Source organism: Shewanella sp. 2_MG-2023 (genome assembly GCF_030548905.1).
Lineage (GTDB): Bacteria > Pseudomonadota > Gammaproteobacteria > Enterobacterales > Shewanellaceae > Shewanella > Shewanella electrodiphila.
Genome location: NZ_JAUOSO010000004.1, coordinates 38,899 through 56,212 on the forward strand (window position 1 = coordinate 38,899; position 17,314 = coordinate 56,212).

Below are 17,314 nucleotides of genomic sequence, written 5' to 3' on the forward strand. Positions count from 1 at the left end.
GTAACCGACTATTTTAGCCGCTATTGCTATGCAATTGCTATCTCGAAGAGTCAATTATTCGAGATTTTTTTGATTTGAAATAAATAGCAGCATAATCGACTGATTTTGCATTACGAGCTATGTTGCAAAAAGGCCGATGTTGGCAAAACGAGCGAAGCTGCCATAAGAGGTATGCTGCAACAATATTACATCAAATCTTGTGGATCTCTGTCGATGCTCCAGCGGCAACGTTTGCTTTCTGTGAGCGCTTCGATTTGCGGTAAAATTTGCTCAAACTCCTGCTGCAAACGTTGACGGTTTTTAGCTTGAAACAATAATTGACGGCGATATTTGCCCGCTTTGCGATCAAGCGGTGCTGGCATGGGCCCAATGACTTCAAAATCTTTATCTTGGGGTAATAAATTCGCCACTTGTTGCAAAAAGTTGTCGGCATCTTCAGCTAAGTGGGCATCAGCGCGAAGCAGTACCATGTGCCAAGCTGGTGGAAGTAACGCTTGTTGGCGCTCTTCTAGCTGAGCTCGGGCAAATTTCCCATAACCGTTTTTGAGTAAGTCATGCAAAATAGGGTTTTCGCTTTGGTGGGTTTGCAGTAATACTTTTCCGGGTTTGTCTGCACGACCTGCACGGCCTGATACTTGAGTATAGAGCTGAGCAAAACGCTCCGGCGCTCTAAAATCTGCACTAAACAATGCCCCATCAACATCCATTAATCCGACCAATGTGACATCAGGAAAGTGATGTCCTTTCGCTAGCATTTGGGTGCCGACTAATATTTTATACTCACCTTTTAAAATGCTATTAAGCTGCTTTTCTAATGAGCCTTTTTTACGGGTGGTATCACGATCTATTCGCACCACTGGGTATTGCGGAAACTCTTGCTCAAGAGCTTGTGCCAGTTGCTCCGTGCCTGTTCCGTGCCCCATTAACATTGTACTGCCACACTCATGACACTGGTGTGGGATAGCATATTGATTACCGCAATGGTGACAGCAAATCTCATTTAAACCCTGATGCACAGTAAAGAAAGCGTCACAACGATCGCACTCGTGTAAATGGCCACATTCATGACATAAAAGTGCAGGGGAAAATCCGCGGCGATTTAGAAATAGTAAGACTTGATTGCCTGCATCAAGGTGCATACGCATCTCGTTAATCATCGAGGCTGACATGCCTGACTTTAGCGGTTGGGAGCGGATATCAATGATACCTTGCTTAACCTTTTGAGCTGCGCCTGCTCGTTCTGCGAGTTCAAGGTGGGTGTATCGCCCTGAAATGGCATTTTGTAAGGTTTCTAGCGATGGGGTCGCCGAGCCAAGTATCACTTGTACTTTTTCTAAGTGACCACGCATAACCGCGAGGTCACGGGCATGATAACGCACACCTTCTTGTTGTTTGAAGCTGCTGTCATGTTCTTCATCGAGAATAATCAGCCCAGGATACGCCATTGGCGTAAATAACGCTGAGCGAGTACCAATGATAATTGCCGCTTCACCACTGCGAGCCTGTCGCCAAGCTTCGAGGCGTTGGTTATCAGTTAGCGCCGAGTGAATAACGGCAATAGTGACATCAAAACGACGCTTAAAACGGTTAATCGTTTGCGGGGTTAAGCCGATTTCAGGCACTAAAATAAGTGCCTGTTTACCTTGTTTTAAAATGGTTTCTAAAATCGACAAATAGACTTCTGTTTTACCTGAACCAGTGATACCTTCAAGTAAGCTGCAATGAAACCCTTTTTGTTGATTTAACACTGAAACAGCAACGGCTTGTTGCTTGTTGAGCTTTAAGGGCGTTTCAGTCATATTAAGTTGTTCACGCCAACTTAAATCGGTTTCATTAACGACGAGCTGACGCTCAACCCAGCCTTTATCTTCAAGGGCTTTTAGAGCCACTTTACTGAGTTCTTGGGTGGTGAAGTCATCTTGGCTAATGGATGATTGCTGGAGTAATTCAAACAGCTTTTTTTGTGCTGGTGCACGTTTTAACACGCTAATGTCGACAGCCTTACCTGCATCATTAAGACTAAAAAAAGTGACGGTTTGTGGTTGAGCACTTAAGCCTTTACGTAATGCAACGGGCAGTGCCTGACTGAGCATTTGCCCTTGACTGGCAAAGTAATATCGTGCAGCCCACAAGGTCAACTTATAAAGCGATTCAGGCAGTAAGGGGGTTGTGTCCAGTAGCTCAGAAAAAGGTTTAATCTTATTGGCTGGTACGTCGCACTCTTGTTTAATCGCAGTGATTAAGCCTACAAGTTGTTGTCTACCAAAAGGAACTTTTACCCGCAGTCCAAGCTGTATTTGTGATACGTTGGATTCAGGAACTTGGTAACTAAAGGTTTGCCGCATTGGAACGGGCAGAGCAACCTCAACAAACACAGGCATAATTCATCATCATTAAGAATTGAGAAGGTCTAGTTTACTAGAGCCTGAACATAAAGAAATAGGATAAGAGAAAATTGATGTCAAAAGGAATATTCAATAAAGCTGTATTGGCTCTATCACTTTTTTTATTTTCAGTTGTGGCTCAAGCTGCAATGAGCCACATCAGTATCAACAGTCGTCAATTTGAAGTCGGCCAGCATCCAAAAATCAAACTGAATATTGTCGCGGGTAGAAATGACTTCTCTCGAATTAGCTTTCACCTTCGCCAAACTAATGGTTCAAAAGAGGTGATGGAAGAACTGATGGTTCAGCCTATCAGTGGCTATATGTTATTTGCGATTGGTGTGGATGAAGTGACCGACCCCAATGCTAAGCTTATTGTCAGTGAGTATAAGGGCAATAGCTGGCGCCAATATGCTGTATTGCCGGTATTTGATTCGCCTTTTATTAAAATTACCGACAAGACTGAAGTTAGAATTGATACGCGTAATCAACCTAAAAAAGTCGCTCCAATGCCTTATTCGGGTGATAAGATTGCACAGTCTACAGCCGTTAATAAACCACAAGCTGAATCCCACAACATAGTGAAAAAATCTATACCCGTTGATGCAGTGAGTAGATCGGGTTCAACTCCTACTGTTAGTGCGGACTGTATGATTGAGCGTACGCCTTCTGATACCTTGTGGCGCATTGCATCTCGTTATCAAAAGCAATGGAATACCAATGTATATGGTGCGATGTTGGCAATTTATGATGCCAACCCCAATGGTTTTTCAAAGCAGAAGATTCATTTGATTAGACAAGATGTGACACTGAATTGCCCGTCACAAACTGAATTAAATCAATATGTAAACAAGTCAGAAGATAAGGCTGCCTTTGAGGCCTTACAGCAACAACATAGAGCAAATTAATTTTCACTTGTTTGACTTGGACAGATACTGTACTATTGCGCGCCTTAACGCTATTGTTATGAACGCATGTGGTGCTCAACTTCGGGTTGGGAGAGCGACATGGCCTGCTATTGAAGGTAATCCAAATGAAATCAGGTATCCACCCAGACTACGCTGAAGTAACTGCAACTTGTACTTGTGGTAACGTAATTAAAGTAAACTCTACTGTAGGTAAAAACTTACATTTAGACGTATGTGGTGCATGTCACCCGTTCTACACTGGTACTCAGAAAGTTGTTGACACCGGTGGTCGTATCGACAAATTCAACAAGCGCTTTGGTGCACTTGGTAAGAAGTAATTGCGACTGCAATTATTTTAAGAAAAAGACGCCTTCGGCGTCTTTTTTTGTTTTAAGATCAAATTCCTTTCAAAAAAATTAATTTTTTAGTTATAAATTATGTTGTGCCGCTTAGGTTAATAATATTGTTATTTAGGCAAACTATTTGTAACTTTATGAAGCTATTTCCGCTTTTTTATGTCAAATCTTGTTATTTTTCTACAATTTTAAGTCTTTGATTCTTATTGTGATGATTAATTTAAGCTTGAAAAATTATGACTTGATTAAATTCTGCTGATTAAAGATAACTTTTGTTAAATTTTCATTTATACTGCCTGCCAAAGCGCTTAATAGCTCCTTGTGATACTTTCTTAGTATTTTGCTTATTGGGTGTTTTGACTGAATTTAACTTTATTTCGCAGTATAAATTGCCTCATTCAGGAACATAAAATGTCTGACTTTCGCCAGCAAGCTCTCGATTATCATGAATTTCCAATTGCAGGTAAAACTGCAGTTAGTCTTACTAAACCCGCTCAAACGAGTCATGACCTGTCGCTGGCCTATAGTCCAGGTGTTGCTGAGCCAGTAAGAGAGATAGCGGCGAACCCTGATGATGCTTACCGATATACCAATAAAGGTAATACTGTTGCAGTTATCTCTAACGGTACCGCTATTTTGGGGCTGGGTAACTTAGGTCCGCTAGCATCAAAGCCTGTTATGGAAGGTAAAGCATTATTGTTCAAACGTTTTGCCAATATCGACTCGACAGATATTGAAGTGAAGCACAGAACCACTGCTGATTTCATTAACACGGTTGAATCGATTGCTGATACGTTTGGCGGGATTAACCTTGAAGATATCAAGGCCCCTGAATGTTTTGAAATTGAGCGTGAACTTATTGCCCGTTGTAATGTGCCTGTTTTTCATGACGATCAGCATGGTACTGCGATTGTGACAACCGCAGGTATGATCAATGCGTTAGAAATTCAAGGTAAGAAAATCGAAGATGCCGTCTTTGTTTGTCTTGGTGCTGGCGCTGCAGCGATTGCGTGTATGACCATGATGGTAAAATGTGGTGCGCAACGCGAAAATGTTTATATGCTTGATAGACAAGGTGTGATTCATACCCGTCGTGAAGACATTAATGAATATAAAGCATTGTTTGCTAATAATACGGATAAACGCACTCTACAAGATGTGATTAAAGATGCTGACGCATTTTTAGGTTTGTCGGGTGCAGACTTATTAACCGCTGATGATATTGCTTTGATGGCGCCTAATCCGGTTATTTTTGCATGTTCAAACCCTGACCCTGAAATTAAGCCTGAATTAGCACACGCGACTCGCAGTGACTTGATCATGGGCACTGGGCGTAGTGATTACCCTAACCAAGTGAACAATGTGTTGTGTTTTCCTTTCATCTTTAGAGGTGCATTAGATGTACGCGCATCTGAAATAAACGATGAAATGAAAATTGCTGCGGTTAAGGCGTTAGCAGCGATTGCTAAAGAGCCTGTTCCTGCTGAAGTGTTAGCAGCTTACCCTGATGTTAATTCAATGAGTTTTGGCCCTGAATATGTGCTACCAAAACCAATGGACCCACGTTTATTGAAAAATATTGCCAGTGCAGTGTCTCAAGCTGCAATCGATTCAGGTGTCGCAGTGCTCAATACTGTTCCTACTGAATATAAGCTATAAGTAATAGCACGGCACAGTGAGAGAAAAGGGCGTTAGCCCTTTTTTTGTATCTACAATTAATCTAAAACAGATAGAGTTTGCGTTTTACTAGCTGCTACTGAATAATCAATCTCAGTTAAGTGGATGTTATCGCTAACCAATCGTTAAATATGATAGATCGAATTGCGCTTATAGCAGGACGCCGATAAATGAAGTTAACCAAAATTTTGACTACAAAGTTAACCAGTTTTTGGTTGTTATCATTGACTGCGGTTGGTGCTATTTTCTTTATTGGTGCATTAGTTAGCTTTGTTCAACTGACATACAAATTTCAACAGCAAAAAGTGACCCAGTTAGAGACGATGCTGGTACAACATTACCAACCCGATAGTCATTGGGATTTACACGCTTGGCTACCTCCGATTTTAATTGCTTACAACGCAAACAGTTTCAAGCTAACTCAAGGCGATGACATCGTATTTGAGTATTACTCGCCAACACCGCAAAACAATCCCACCATATACAAGCACATTATTGATCCCAAAGCGGATACAGCAATGGAACTTAAGTTGCCGCAACCGTATTTATTGCATCAATTAGGTTGGTATGAACTCTTAATTATACTTGTATCACTTGTGGCTATTGGGCTTTTTGTTCGTTATGGATTGAGATGGTTTACACATGAATTGGATGGAATTGAGCAGATAGCGCAGCGCAGTAAACTGGTTCTAGATGGTAAACATGCCGAGGCGTTAAGTGCGGCGGGTAATGGCCGACCGAGATTAATTAATCGTGCAATGACCAAATTGTTAGAGCAATTACAAGATGCGCAAAAAGAGCGTGGACGCTTTGATCAGTTTATTCGCTCAAAAACCTTTTTAGACCCTAGCACCCGCATTGGCAATCGCATTTTTTTTGAAAATAGGCTTGAAGCCTTAACCCATCACAACTGTATGATTGCCCATGGTGCTGTGATGCTAATTAACTTTGATGACTTAGACCTATTGCAACAGCAAGAGGGGGATGAAGTTATCAATGAACAATTGAATGATTTAGTTCAAGCCATCAGTACATTACTGCAACCTTATGAGGATGTTGTTTTCGCTCGTTATGACTTTAATCAGTTCGCAATAGTCGTGCCTCAAGCCTCGTTAGCTGAAGCTGATACCTTAGCGAACAAACTGCTAAAATTAGGTATTAGCCAACTAAAAAACCAATCTGATACACAAGATAATTATGTTCATTTAGGTGCTGCATTTTATAAAGCTGGCGACATGCAGGAACAGGTGCTTGAAGAAGTCGATATGGCGCTTAAAGCTGCGCAACTACAACGGACCAATAATTGGTTTATGTACGATAAAGGCGCAGTGGATAAAGAGATTGCCAAGGGCTCTGTTCGCTGGAGAAGTTTTTTAGAAAACACTTTAGTTAACCGTCGCTTTGTAGCGATAACTGAGAATGTTATCGACAGTGATGGCCATGCTTGCCATAAAGAAGTATTTAGCCGAGCGATTGATAATCAAGGTAACGAAATTAGGGCGACATTGTTTATCCCTATGGCCAATAAGTGTGGCTTAATGCCGCAAATTGAAAGGCAGTTGATTGAAACCGTGCTATTTGAGCTTATGGCACACAACAAAGACAGCTTTAGTATCAATTTGAGTTATGACTCGTTAACCAGTCGAGCTTTCATTCGTTGGTTAAGAACCACGTTAATGGAACAGCGACATCTTGCCTCGCGGCTGATATTTGAGGTATCAGAAGATATTGTGGTTAAGCATCAACAAGATTTGATGGAAAATTTGAATTTGCTTCGCAAAATAGGAGCGAGGCTATGTGTTGATCATGTTGGGCTGCAAGTGGTTGGCACGCATTACATTCAAGAGTGTCACTTTGACTTAGTCAAATTGCACCGCTCTATTATTCATCAAATCCATCTGAAATCCGAAAACCAACTATTTATTAGAAGCCTCATTGGGGGGTTATATCGCGCTGAAGTGCAGGTTTTTGCTGAAGGTGTGAGTCGTTTTGAAGACTGGCAAACCTTGAAGATTTTAGGCGTAAGTGCAGCTCAAGGCGATTACTTTAACCAATAAACTTCCTATCCTGCTTACCTTTAAATGCAAATCTAATACTGGATTGGTACAAGATTTGTATTAATCATCTACCGCGTCAATTTATACAACTTAATAACTTAATAACTTAATAGTGTGTCAGGTTGTGACCTTGTTGTGGCTTTGGATCTTGAGAATTAACAAATAACATTCTATCTTAAGTGTATACACTTTCATTGCTGTTATTTTTCTATAAAATTAAGTGATTAGCGGTTAATATGTCATACGATATTTTTTTGACATGCTTTTTAATGCTAACTGTTCTTTCTGTTACACACTTGTTGGTGTATCTGGTTTAAGTGAAAGCGTCATCGTTACATTTTTATAGCGGATATTTTTTATTTTTATATCGTATCTTCGCTGATTATCAAGGCACAGGTTTTTGAATGAAAAATGGTTTTTTAAGTAAGTTGACATTCTGGCGCCAAACTCAAGCATCTACTGAACTTGGGTTGTATATCAGTGCGGACTCGATCTGTGTATATCAAGGCGAAATTAACACTGAGGATGAGCAAGATTCTGATCTTGAAACTCAAAATCAAACAAAGTCGTATATATCAGGGATTACTAAAAAAATTGCCTTTAATGGTGAGAATTGGACAGAAGCATTTGCCGAGATAAAAGATATTTTCGGTCATGCAAAGCTGAAAATTGTATTGGGTGAATCGTTTTATCAATTGATTGTGGCAGATAAACCCAATGTAGAAGCCAATGAGTTAAGCCAGGCATTATTATGGTCGGTAAAAGACTTAGCGACAGAGCCTGTGACCAATATTCAATTGGATTACTTTGAATCATCGCTGACAACCACTGGCAAAATTAATGTCGTTGTCGCAAATAAAATGCAATTGTCTACATTGGCTCAAGCTTGCGAACAACATGGTTTTACCATTGAAGGTATTAGCATTGAAGAACTAGCAATGCCGTTGCTGTTTGATGATGCTTCAACCCATATGGTGGTAAGTCACGTACCTGAACATGATTTATTGCTAACAGTGGTTAGAGAAGGTGAATTATTCATGCAGCGTCGAGTGAGAGGTTTTGCTCAAATCGATAAAGCCACTGCCGCCGACTTACAATATGGTTTAGCTGATAATTTAAGTCTCGAAATTCAACGTTCAATGGACTATTTCGAAAGCCAATTAAGGCAAGCGCCTGTCGGTTCTATTGATTTATTAATCGGCGGTGAATCTCAAGCATTGGTGCCATTAGTGGCGCAGAATTTTAATCAAAAAGTCAGTACCACTGACCATGAGTCGGTGACTGAGCATCTAGCCATGATGGCTTTCAAAGCGTTAACGCGAGGTGCTGCGTGATAAAAACCACAATTAACTTATATAGCGCTGACTTACTGCCTGCAAAATTAAGGCTGTCATTTCAACGAATGATGATGATGGTGGCGGGATTACTTGTTGTCAGCTTTGTGAGTTGGATGCTTGGCTATTGGTTGGTTTCGAATGTGGAAGCTGACAGGGCTAAGGTATCAACAGAAAAACAGCAGTTAGATACGCAAAAGCAGCAACTAGAATTACAAGTTTCTGCGCGTGTTCCAGAGCCAGACCTGGTTGCAAGAGTCGAATTAGAGCAGCAGCGTTTAGAATTGAAAAAACTATTATCTACTGAAATAAACCAAAGAGATAATGTCATCAGTCGCGGCTATTCAAGTTTGTTGACTGATTTGGCGAGTGTTTCAGATGGCTCTGTATGGCTTAGTCACATCGCAGTAAACGAACAGCGATTTGAGTTTGAAGGCTTTGGTTCTAAACCCCAAAGTATCCCTAAGTGGGTTGAGGCTTTAAAGCATACAGAAACGCTCAAAGGCTATGCTTTTTCGACCATGACGATGAACCGTGGTGAATCGCAACCGTTAGCCTTTAAATTATCTAGCACTCCTGAAGTGGAGGCTAAACAATGAAACAATTTTGGCAACAATTAGAATCCAAGTTCGATGTGCTAAGCCAGCGAGAGCGTGTACTCATTACTGTTGCAGTGCTAGTACTTATTGGCATGGTCGTTTATCTACCCGTTGAGAGCGTATTTAAAGAAAGACAAAAACTTTCAAGACAGCTTGTCCAAATTGAAGCGGAAAATAACGTTTCAAAACAACAAATTGATTTATATCAGCAACGTTTAGCGATGGATCCTAATACTGATTTTCGTAATCGTTTAAGCCATATTGAACAACAAACTCAATTAATTGATGCTGATTTAGATGCGCAAATGGTTTCAATGGTTCCAGCGAGTTATATGCCGACAGTACTCACAAATCTATTAGGGCATGTTCAAGGGGTAAAATTACAATCGTTTGCTTCTATCGCACCGACACCTCTACTACAGGTGGGTGAAGAACACAAAATGAACCTCTACAGTCACGGTATTAAATTGACCTTAGAAGGCAGCTATTTTTCAATTCTAAAATTTGTTGAAGCAATTGAAGATATGCCAGATAAGTTATATTGGAAACGCCTTAACTACAACGTTGACGAACATCCAAATGCGACGGTTGAAATTGAACTTTATACCTTGAGTATTAATAAGGAGTTTATCAGTGTTGCAGAATAAACCGATGTTTATACTCCTTGTATTAGGTCTAACTGCGGTGAGTCAGGTTGCTGATGCCAAAGTGTTAAGGGATCCGACCTTACCTGGGCAAGGGTATGTCACTGTTTCCAGTAATAGCGAACGAGCAGATTCATTAGTACTTAATAGCATTGTAAATAGCGCCAAGCCACATGCCGTCATTAATAATAAGATTGTATTTGTTGGTGACCGCATTGATGGGATAAGAATTGAATATATCGGAAAGAGTTATGTCAATTTATCTGACGGAAGAAAACTTAAACTATTTCAATCGATAACAGAGCGATAGGACAAAAATAATAATGAATTTAATCAAATATGTGACCCCTCTGCTATCTCTTTGTTTACTTGGTTGTCAAACTACAGATAGACCAGATCCTACGACGGCTAAATCTGAATTAAGTCAATCATTGGCTGAAGCAGAAACAGCGAAAAATATCATTCCTCCACCTGCGCAAATGCCTGAAGATGTTCAGCGTGAGCTCAATGGTTCAAGCTTGTTAGGCAGCACAAGTCCAACATTGCCAAAAGAGCGCCGTTTTGACGTTTCAGCGAACGATGTTGAGGCAAAAGTATTTTTCCCAAGTTTAGTTCAGGGCACGCCGTTAAGTGTTGCCGTCCATCCTGATGTGAGTGGCACCATTTCAATTTCTCTTAATGGTGTAACACTCTCTGAAGTGATTAAAGTTGTTGAAGATATTTATGGATATGAGGTAAGCCGAGAAGGGCGTATTTTGCGTATTTTCCCATCAGGGATGCGCACAGAAACTTACCCTCTAAATTACTTGTATATGGAGCGTGAAGGGCTATCGTTGACTTCGGTCAGCTCAGGGCGTATTTCTGACGGTAATGACAACTCAAATTCGAACTCGAATAACAATTCCTCAAATAGCAGCAGCTCAAATAGCAGTAATAACTCCAATAGCAGTAGCAATAATGACAATACTGATAACACCAATGGCACTTTCATTCGCTCAACAACCAAAACTAACTTTTGGGGTGAGCTAGAAAAAACCTTAGTGTCTATTATCGGTAATACAGGTGGTGGACGCCAAGTGGTAGTTACCCCGCAAGCGGGCTTAGTCACTGTTAGGGCTTATCCTGATGAGTTACGTCAAGTAAGTACCTTTTTAACCAAGGCTGAAACGCATCTTCAGCGCCAAGTTATTTTAGAAGCTAAAATCTTAGAGGTGACTCTATCTGATGGCTATCAGCAAGGTATTCAATGGGATAACGTTTTAGGCCATGCTGGCAGCACAGATATTAACTTTGGTACTTCTCCCGGTTCGGGTTTAAGCGATTCAATTACGAATGTAATTGGTGGTGTGACGTCAATTAGTTTAACTGGCACCGATTTCAGCACCATGATTAGCTTGCTAGATACCCAAGGTGATGTTGACGTGCTTTCGAGCCCTCGTGTTACCGCATCTAATAACCAAAAAGCGGTTATTAAAGTGGGCAACGATGAGTATTTTGTCACTGACGTATCGTCAACTACTGTAGCTGGCACAACTCCAGTCACCACTCCTCAAGTGGAGTTAACCCCTTTCTTTTCAGGTATTGCATTAGATGTGACGCCGCAAATTGATGCTGACGGCAATGTATTACTTCATGTGCACCCATCAGTGATTGATGTATCAGAACAAATTAAAGAAATTAAAGTCAGTGGCTCTAGCCTTGAATTACCGTTGGCACAAAGTGAAATTCGTGAGTCTGACACTGTGATTAAAGCGTCTTCAGGTGATGTTGTGGTGATCGGTGGCTTAATGAAGAGCGAAAATATTGAAGTGGTATCAAAAGTACCATTGTTAGGTGACATTCCATTTATGGGAGAAGCCTTTACCAATCGCAGTAAATCGACGGTTAAAACAGAACTTATCATCATGCTAAAGCCGACAGTGGTAGGTGCTGATACCTGGAGTAATGAATTACAACGCTCTAAAGATTTACTAGACCGTTGGTACCCCGAGCAGGAGTAACGGTTAGTACCGTTAAGGATTGCCATGTACCAACAGCATTTTGGTCTAAATCAATTACCGTTTACATTAACCCCAAATACGCAGTTCTTTTTTGGGTTAACGCCTCATGTTGAGGCATTACAGGTATTGCAAACAGCAATCGAAAATGGCGAAGGCTTTATAAAAGTAACCGGTGAAGTAGGGACAGGAAAAACCCTTATCTGCCGTAAGCTACTGAATGAGTTACCCGATAATTATCAATGTGCTTATGTTCCTAATCCATATCTAAATCCTGATGAATTACGTTGGGCATTAGCGACAGAATTAGGGATTTCGTTACAAGATAATATTAACCAGCAGCAATTAACTGGATTAATTCAAAACCGTTTACTAGAGCTTAATCGCCAAGGGTTAAAAGTGATTTTAGTGTTGGATGAGGCCCAAGCTCTACCCAATAAGAGTTTAGAAACATTAAGACTGTTTACTAACCTAGAAACTGAAAGCGCTAAATTGATTCAAGTGGTGTTGTTTGGTCAACCTGAATTAGATAATAGGTTGCAAGACAGTCAATTACGTCAATTAAAACAGCGGATTACTTTTAGCTATAGCTTACGCCCTTTGTTGTGGGATGAGATCCAAGCGTATGTTGATTATCGCCTGTCTATTGCAGGCTATCGTGGCAAAGCACTGTTTAGCGATAAAGATATCAAGTTGATTTCAAGTGCCGCGCGAGGCATCCCACGCTTGGTGAATGTGATCGTTAATAAAGCCTTATTACTTTGTTTTGCTGAAGGCGGTAATAAAGTACTCACTAAGCATTGTAAAGCAGCCATTGTCGATACAGAGGATGCAGAGCCACTGCCGACATCAGTGCAAAATAGAGGATGGTTATACATTTTATTAATCATAGGCGCTTCACTGGTCATGTTATGGGTTACTAATACTGACTGGTTATCGACGTTAAGAGAGTCAATATGAGCGTTATTAATAAAGTTTTAAAAGACCTTGATAAACAAAAGCAACACTCGGCATCAACGACGGGAGAAACGTCCGATTCTGGCTTTGTGAAACCGGAGCTGCAGTTTACTAGCCAAGTAGAAGCTAATCCATCCGATGAGCAGTCATCCCGAAAAGGGATGTATATGTCGATTGTCATGTTCATTGCTGTATTCCTGATTGGGTTTATGTTTTATCGTCAAGGCGTGCAGCTAAAAAACTTACAACCGCTGACTGAAGCAACACAAGAAGAAGCTGAACAGCCGCTCATTGCAGGTTTAGTCGATGAAGTTACGCTCACTAGTGACGATCTACCTGACTCAATAACAGACCCAATAACAGACAATGAAAGCCATAGCGAAAGCCATAGCGTTGAAATTAATAAAACAGCTAATAGCTTAGCTAAATCTGACAATGACTTTAACGAAGAGTCTGAGGTGAGCGCAGATGTCGCTGAAACTGATTTAGCAAGAGCTCAGAATTTGCAAACTGTAGCGGTAGAAGCTGAACCACAGGCGAATAAATCCGTGGTAAAAGTTGATTCAAAAAATACTTCGGTCACTGTAAAAGACACATTAGCACCCTCGTTGGATGATAAAGATAACGGTTCGGTGAAAGTCAGGTTTGCGCAGAATACACGTACCTCAACAATCGTTGAAGATGTGAAGGCCGATGTGGGGAGTAACAGCCGCGCTGCTAAGTCCTCTAAAGCAGAACAAGCTATTGTCTCTAACACGAATGCTGCAACAACAAGCAGTAATAAAGGTGTCATGGCGGTAAAGGAAGTGATACTGACAGATGCTGAGTTAGCGCAAAAGAAATTTGAAATTGCTGAGGTCGCTGAGCAGCAACAGAAAATAGATAAAGCAGTAAAGTATTACTATGAAGCACTAATACTTGAGCCTTCAATGCATCAGGCCAGAAAGCAATTAGCGTCTTTGTATTATGCGTTGAATAACTTAGGCCGCGCAGAACAAATTTTAGCTCAAGGGGTGCAACAATTTCCTGAGGAAATTGAATTGGCCATTTTAAAAGCGAAGGTTGAAAATGCTTCATTTAGCCCTATGAAAGCACTAGATACACTAGAAGCTATCAGTGATAACAGCGACTGGGCTAGAGATAAATGGATTTTACAAAGTGATATTGCCCAAAAGAATAGCCGTTATGAACTGGCTGAGTCAGCATATCGCTCGCTGATAACCATTGAGCCGTCTCAAGCACGCTGGTGGATGGGATTGGCCTACGCGCTAGATTCGCAGCAGCAATATTCGCAAGCTGCAGATGCATATACAAAAGCTTTGTCTTATCGAGGACTGTCAACTGGCGCTATGACTTATATAGAACAACGATTAATTCAACTTGGAGGTAGCCAATGAAACCAAAATTGAAAATGCGTTTAGGCGATCTTCTCGTTCAAGAACACATTATTACTGACGATCAGTTAACCCAAGCCCTTTCTGAACAGCGTAATTCAGGTAAAAAGCTTGGTCGTACCTTGATTGATTTGAATTGTATTACTGAAGATCAGTTACTGAAGTTCTTATCTCAGCAGTTAAACTTACCTTATTTAGACATTAGTCGACTGTCGATACCGACTGAAGTCGTTAACCTTATTCCTGAAGTACAAGCTCGCCGTTATCGTGCTTTAGTGGTTGAAGCCACCGCTGATACGGTTACATTGGCGATGAGTGACCCTGCTGACTTACAAGCCATCGATAACTTAGAAGTCTTTGTCGCGCCTAAAAAAATTACCATTGCGGTTACCCCTGAACAGCAACTATTAGATGCGTTCGATAATTTGTATCGCCGTACGGGTGAAATTGCCAAAATTGCGGGTGAATTAGAAGAAGAGTACGCCGCTGATGACATGTTTGATTTGGCGAGTATTACTGACAGTGATAGCGACAATGAAACGACAGTCGTTAAGCTACTGCAATCTATTTTTGAAGATGCAGTGCAAATGCGGGCTTCGGATATTCATATTGAACCGGGTGAAAAAGTACTGCGGATCCGTCAACGTATTGATGGTCAGCTGCATGAGAACACCCTTGATGAAGTCAATATTGCCTCGGCGTTAGTATTAAGATTAAAGCTGATGGCTGGATTGGATATTTCAGAAAAACGTATGCCGCAAGATGGTCGTTTTCATATTGAAATTAAAGGTCATAAAATCGATATTCGTATGTCGACGATGCCGATATATCATGGTGAATCGGTGGTAATGCGTTTACTCGATCAATCCGCGGGTTTATTGACATTGAATGAAACAGGTATGCCAGATCATATCCTGCAGCGAATTCGTAAACAAATTAAGCGCCCTCACGGTATGTTGCTAGTGACAGGACCTACAGGTAGCGGTAAAACCACGACTTTGTACGGTATTTTGAGCGAGCTCAATAAGCCAGACACCAAGATTATTACGGTTGAAGATCCGGTCGAGTATCAACTGCCACGTATTAACCAAGTGCAAGTTAACCATAAAATTGGTTTAAATTTCTCGAATGTACTGCGAACCACCTTACGTCAAGATCCCGACATCATCATGGTAGGTGAGATGCGTGACCAAGAAACAGTTGAAATTGGTCTTCGAGGCGCATTAACGGGTCACTTTGTATTATCGACTCTGCATACCAATGACGCCATTACCAGTGCATTGCGTTTACTTGATATGGGCGCAGCGAGTTATCTTGTCGCAAGCGCGCTACGGGTGATTATTGCCCAGCGATTAGTTCGACGGGTATGTCCGAACTGCATGACAAGTCACCAACCCAATTCAGCTGAATTGGCTTGGATTAATTCTGTCGCCAAAAAAGACTTCACTGCTGCAACCTACAAAATAGGCACTGGTTGTCAAAGTTGTAATGGCTCTGGTTATCGTGGCCGTATTGGTATTTTTGAAATTTTAGAGCTTGATGAAGCCATGGTTGATGCCATGCGTACGGGTAATCCACAAGATTTTGCTCATGCGGCGAAACAAAGCCCGACGTTTGTGCCATTAGCTGATTCAGCATTTGAGTATTTATACAATGGTATGACTACCATTGAAGAAGTGGCTAAATTAGTTGAAGACGTCAGCGAAATACCTGGTGCAGAAGCGATGTCCAGTAATAGTGGAACTGGGGTGTAATCATGCCGACTTACCAGTATCGAGGACGAAATAATCAAGGCGCATCAGTTGAAGCGTTTATTGATTCAGCTAATGAAAGTAGTGCGGCTGATGCGTTAATGTCTCGCGGCATCATTCCTCTCGAACTGCGTGAAGTGAAACAATCTCAACCTTTTAAGCTTGGCAGTATTTTCGCGAGTAAAGTGTCGTTAGAAGAGTTACAAATTTTCACTCGACAAATGTACTCATTGACTCGCTCAGGTATTCCCATTTTGCGTGCTATCGCAGGTCTTGCAGAAACAACGCATTCACAACGAATGAAAGATGCGTTGAATGATATATCTGAACAATTGACATCGGGTCGCCCTCTGTCGGCTGCAATGAACCAGCATCAAGATGTGTTTGATTCATTGTTTATTTCAATGGTTCATGTGGGTGAGAATACCGGTAAGTTGGAAGATGCTTTTATCCAGCTTTCTGGTTATATCGAGCGTGAACAAGAAACACGCAGACGCATTAAGTCTGCCATGCGCTATCCAATTTTCGTACTCATCGCCATTACGATTGCGATGGTGATATTGAATATCATGGTGATCCCTAAGTTTGCCGATATGTTTTCTCGCTTCGGTGCTGATTTACCATGGGCAACTAAATTGTTAATGACGACATCGAGCTTATTTGTCAATTATTGGCATGTCATGCTAGTCGCACTCGTAGGAGCAATTGTTGGCATACGATATTGGCATCATACCGAAAAGGGTGAACGTCAATGGGATAAGTGGAAGCTACATATCCCAGCAGTGGGGTCGATTATAGAACGCTCGACACTCTCACGTTATTGCCGCAGTTTTTCGATGATGTTGGGTGCAGGTGTACCCATGACTCAAGCGTTAAGTCTAGTTGCAGATGCCGTGGATAATAGTTATATGCATGATCGGATTGTTGCGATGAGGCGAGGAATAGAGTCGGGTGAGTCAATGCTTAGGGTGTCAAACCAAAGCGGTCTGTTTACTCCATTAGTGCTGCAAATGGTGGCAGTGGGTGAAGAGACAGGCCAGATCGATCAACTACTTAATGATGCAGCAGATTTCTATGAAGGCGAAGTGGATTACGACCTTAAAAATTTAACCGCCAAACTAGAGCCTATTTTAATCGGATTTGTGGCTTGTATTGTGCTCATTCTAGCCTTGGGGATTTACTTGCCAATGTGGGATATGCTCAATGTGGTTAAAGGGTAACGAGCATGCTGAACTTTGAAAGTAAGCAGTTGTCTA

The 17,314-nt window shown here is 41.3% G+C and carries 14 protein-coding genes; 13 read left to right on the plus strand and 1 reads right to left on the minus strand.

Going from position 1 to position 17,314, the window contains the following annotated elements; translation table 11 throughout:
• Window positions 1-185: 185 nt before the first annotated feature.
• Entirely contained in the window at window positions 186-2,381 is a 2,196-nt protein-coding gene (gene priA / locus Q4600_RS05585) for a primosomal protein N' (RefSeq protein WP_248956048.1), read from the minus strand.
• 77 nt (window positions 2,382-2,458) lie between these two features.
• Between priA and Q4600_RS05590 the strand changes: the two genes are divergently transcribed.
• The 13 genes from Q4600_RS05590 to Q4600_RS05650 all read left to right on the plus strand — a co-directional run bounded on the left by Q4600_RS05590 (window position 2,459) and on the right by Q4600_RS05650 (window position 17,278).
• A complete protein-coding gene (locus tag Q4600_RS05590) occupies window positions 2,459-3,292 on the plus strand; it encodes a FimV/HubP family polar landmark protein (protein WP_303513605.1) in 834 nt (277 codons plus the stop codon).
• 125 nt (window positions 3,293-3,417) lie between these two features.
• Window positions 3,418-3,630, plus strand: coding sequence for a 50S ribosomal protein L31 (gene rpmE, locus Q4600_RS05595; protein WP_102527427.1), 213 nt, complete (start codon window positions 3,418-3,420; stop codon window positions 3,628-3,630).
• A 429-nt stretch (window positions 3,631-4,059) separates the two neighbouring features.
• Complete coding sequence (locus Q4600_RS05600; protein WP_102527428.1) at window positions 4,060-5,307, plus strand: malic enzyme-like NAD(P)-binding protein; 1,248 nt, start codon at window positions 4,060-4,062, stop codon at window positions 5,305-5,307.
• A gap of 188 nt (window positions 5,308-5,495) precedes the next feature.
• A complete protein-coding gene (gene csrD, locus Q4600_RS05605; protein WP_303513609.1) occupies window positions 5,496-7,382 on the plus strand; it encodes an RNase E specificity factor CsrD in 1,887 nt (628 codons plus the stop codon).
• A 404-nt stretch (window positions 7,383-7,786) separates the two neighbouring features.
• Window positions 7,787-8,716, plus strand: coding sequence for an MSHA biogenesis protein MshI (locus Q4600_RS05610; RefSeq protein WP_303513611.1), 930 nt, complete (start codon window positions 7,787-7,789; stop codon window positions 8,714-8,716).
• A complete protein-coding gene (locus Q4600_RS05615) occupies window positions 8,713-9,315 on the plus strand; it encodes a PilN domain-containing protein (RefSeq protein ID WP_303513613.1) in 603 nt (200 codons plus the stop codon). The genes Q4600_RS05610 and Q4600_RS05615 overlap by 4 nt, the downstream gene beginning before the upstream one ends.
• Window positions 9,312-9,962, plus strand: a complete 651-nt coding sequence (locus Q4600_RS05620) for an MSHA biogenesis protein MshJ (protein WP_303513615.1) — start codon at window positions 9,312-9,314, stop codon at window positions 9,960-9,962. Before Q4600_RS05615 ends, Q4600_RS05620 begins: the two co-directional genes overlap by 4 nt.
• A complete protein-coding gene (locus tag Q4600_RS05625) occupies window positions 9,949-10,269 on the plus strand; it encodes an MSHA biogenesis protein MshK (RefSeq protein ID WP_241906381.1) in 321 nt (106 codons plus the stop codon). The genes Q4600_RS05620 and Q4600_RS05625 overlap by 14 nt, the downstream gene beginning before the upstream one ends.
• A 13-nt stretch (window positions 10,270-10,282) precedes the next feature.
• The gene (gene mshL / locus Q4600_RS05630; RefSeq protein WP_303513622.1) at window positions 10,283-11,959 is read left to right on the plus strand and encodes a pilus (MSHA type) biogenesis protein MshL; all 1,677 of its coding nucleotides are present in this window, start codon (window positions 10,283-10,285) and stop codon (window positions 11,957-11,959) included.
• A gap of 24 nt (window positions 11,960-11,983) precedes the next feature.
• Window positions 11,984-12,916 (plus strand): ExeA family protein, encoded by a 933-nt coding sequence (locus tag Q4600_RS05635; protein ID WP_303513625.1) that lies wholly within the window; start codon window positions 11,984-11,986, stop codon window positions 12,914-12,916.
• Complete coding sequence (locus tag Q4600_RS05640) at window positions 12,913-14,310, plus strand: lipopolysaccharide assembly protein LapB (RefSeq protein WP_303513627.1); 1,398 nt, start codon at window positions 12,913-12,915, stop codon at window positions 14,308-14,310. Before Q4600_RS05635 ends, Q4600_RS05640 begins: the two co-directional genes overlap by 4 nt.
• A complete protein-coding gene (locus Q4600_RS05645) occupies window positions 14,307-16,061 on the plus strand; it encodes a GspE/PulE family protein (protein ID WP_303513630.1) in 1,755 nt (584 codons plus the stop codon). The genes Q4600_RS05640 and Q4600_RS05645 overlap by 4 nt, the downstream gene beginning before the upstream one ends.
• A gap of 2 nt (window positions 16,062-16,063) precedes the next feature.
• Window positions 16,064-17,278: a type II secretion system F family protein gene (locus Q4600_RS05650; RefSeq protein ID WP_229369743.1), complete on the plus strand. Its 1,215-nt coding sequence runs from the start codon at window positions 16,064-16,066 to the stop codon at window positions 17,276-17,278.
• Window positions 17,279-17,314: the final 36 nt, after the last annotated feature.

Excerpts from the sequence above, each read along its gene's own strand:
- priA (WP_248956048.1), bottom strand. The coding sequence starts at position 2,381 with ATGCCTGTGTTTGTTGAGGTTGCTCTGCCCGTTCCAATGCGGCAAACC.
- Q4600_RS05590 (WP_303513605.1), top strand. The coding sequence starts at position 2,459 with ATGTCAAAAGGAATATTCAATAAAGCTGTATTGGCTCTATCACTTTTT.
- rpmE (WP_102527427.1), top strand. The coding sequence starts at position 3,418 with ATGAAATCAGGTATCCACCCAGACTACGCTGAAGTAACTGCAACTTGT.
- Q4600_RS05600 (WP_102527428.1), top strand. The coding sequence starts at position 4,060 with ATGTCTGACTTTCGCCAGCAAGCTCTCGATTATCATGAATTTCCAATT.
- csrD (WP_303513609.1), top strand. The coding sequence starts at position 5,496 with ATGAAGTTAACCAAAATTTTGACTACAAAGTTAACCAGTTTTTGGTTG.
- Q4600_RS05610 (WP_303513611.1), top strand. The coding sequence starts at position 7,787 with ATGAAAAATGGTTTTTTAAGTAAGTTGACATTCTGGCGCCAAACTCAA.
- Q4600_RS05620 (WP_303513615.1), top strand. The coding sequence starts at position 9,312 with ATGAAACAATTTTGGCAACAATTAGAATCCAAGTTCGATGTGCTAAGC.
- mshL (WP_303513622.1), top strand. The coding sequence starts at position 10,283 with ATGAATTTAATCAAATATGTGACCCCTCTGCTATCTCTTTGTTTACTT.
- Q4600_RS05635 (WP_303513625.1), top strand. The coding sequence starts at position 11,984 with ATGTACCAACAGCATTTTGGTCTAAATCAATTACCGTTTACATTAACC.
- Q4600_RS05640 (WP_303513627.1), top strand. The coding sequence starts at position 12,913 with ATGAGCGTTATTAATAAAGTTTTAAAAGACCTTGATAAACAAAAGCAA.
- Q4600_RS05645 (WP_303513630.1), top strand. The coding sequence starts at position 14,307 with ATGAAACCAAAATTGAAAATGCGTTTAGGCGATCTTCTCGTTCAAGAA.
- Q4600_RS05650 (WP_229369743.1), top strand. The coding sequence starts at position 16,064 with ATGCCGACTTACCAGTATCGAGGACGAAATAATCAAGGCGCATCAGTT.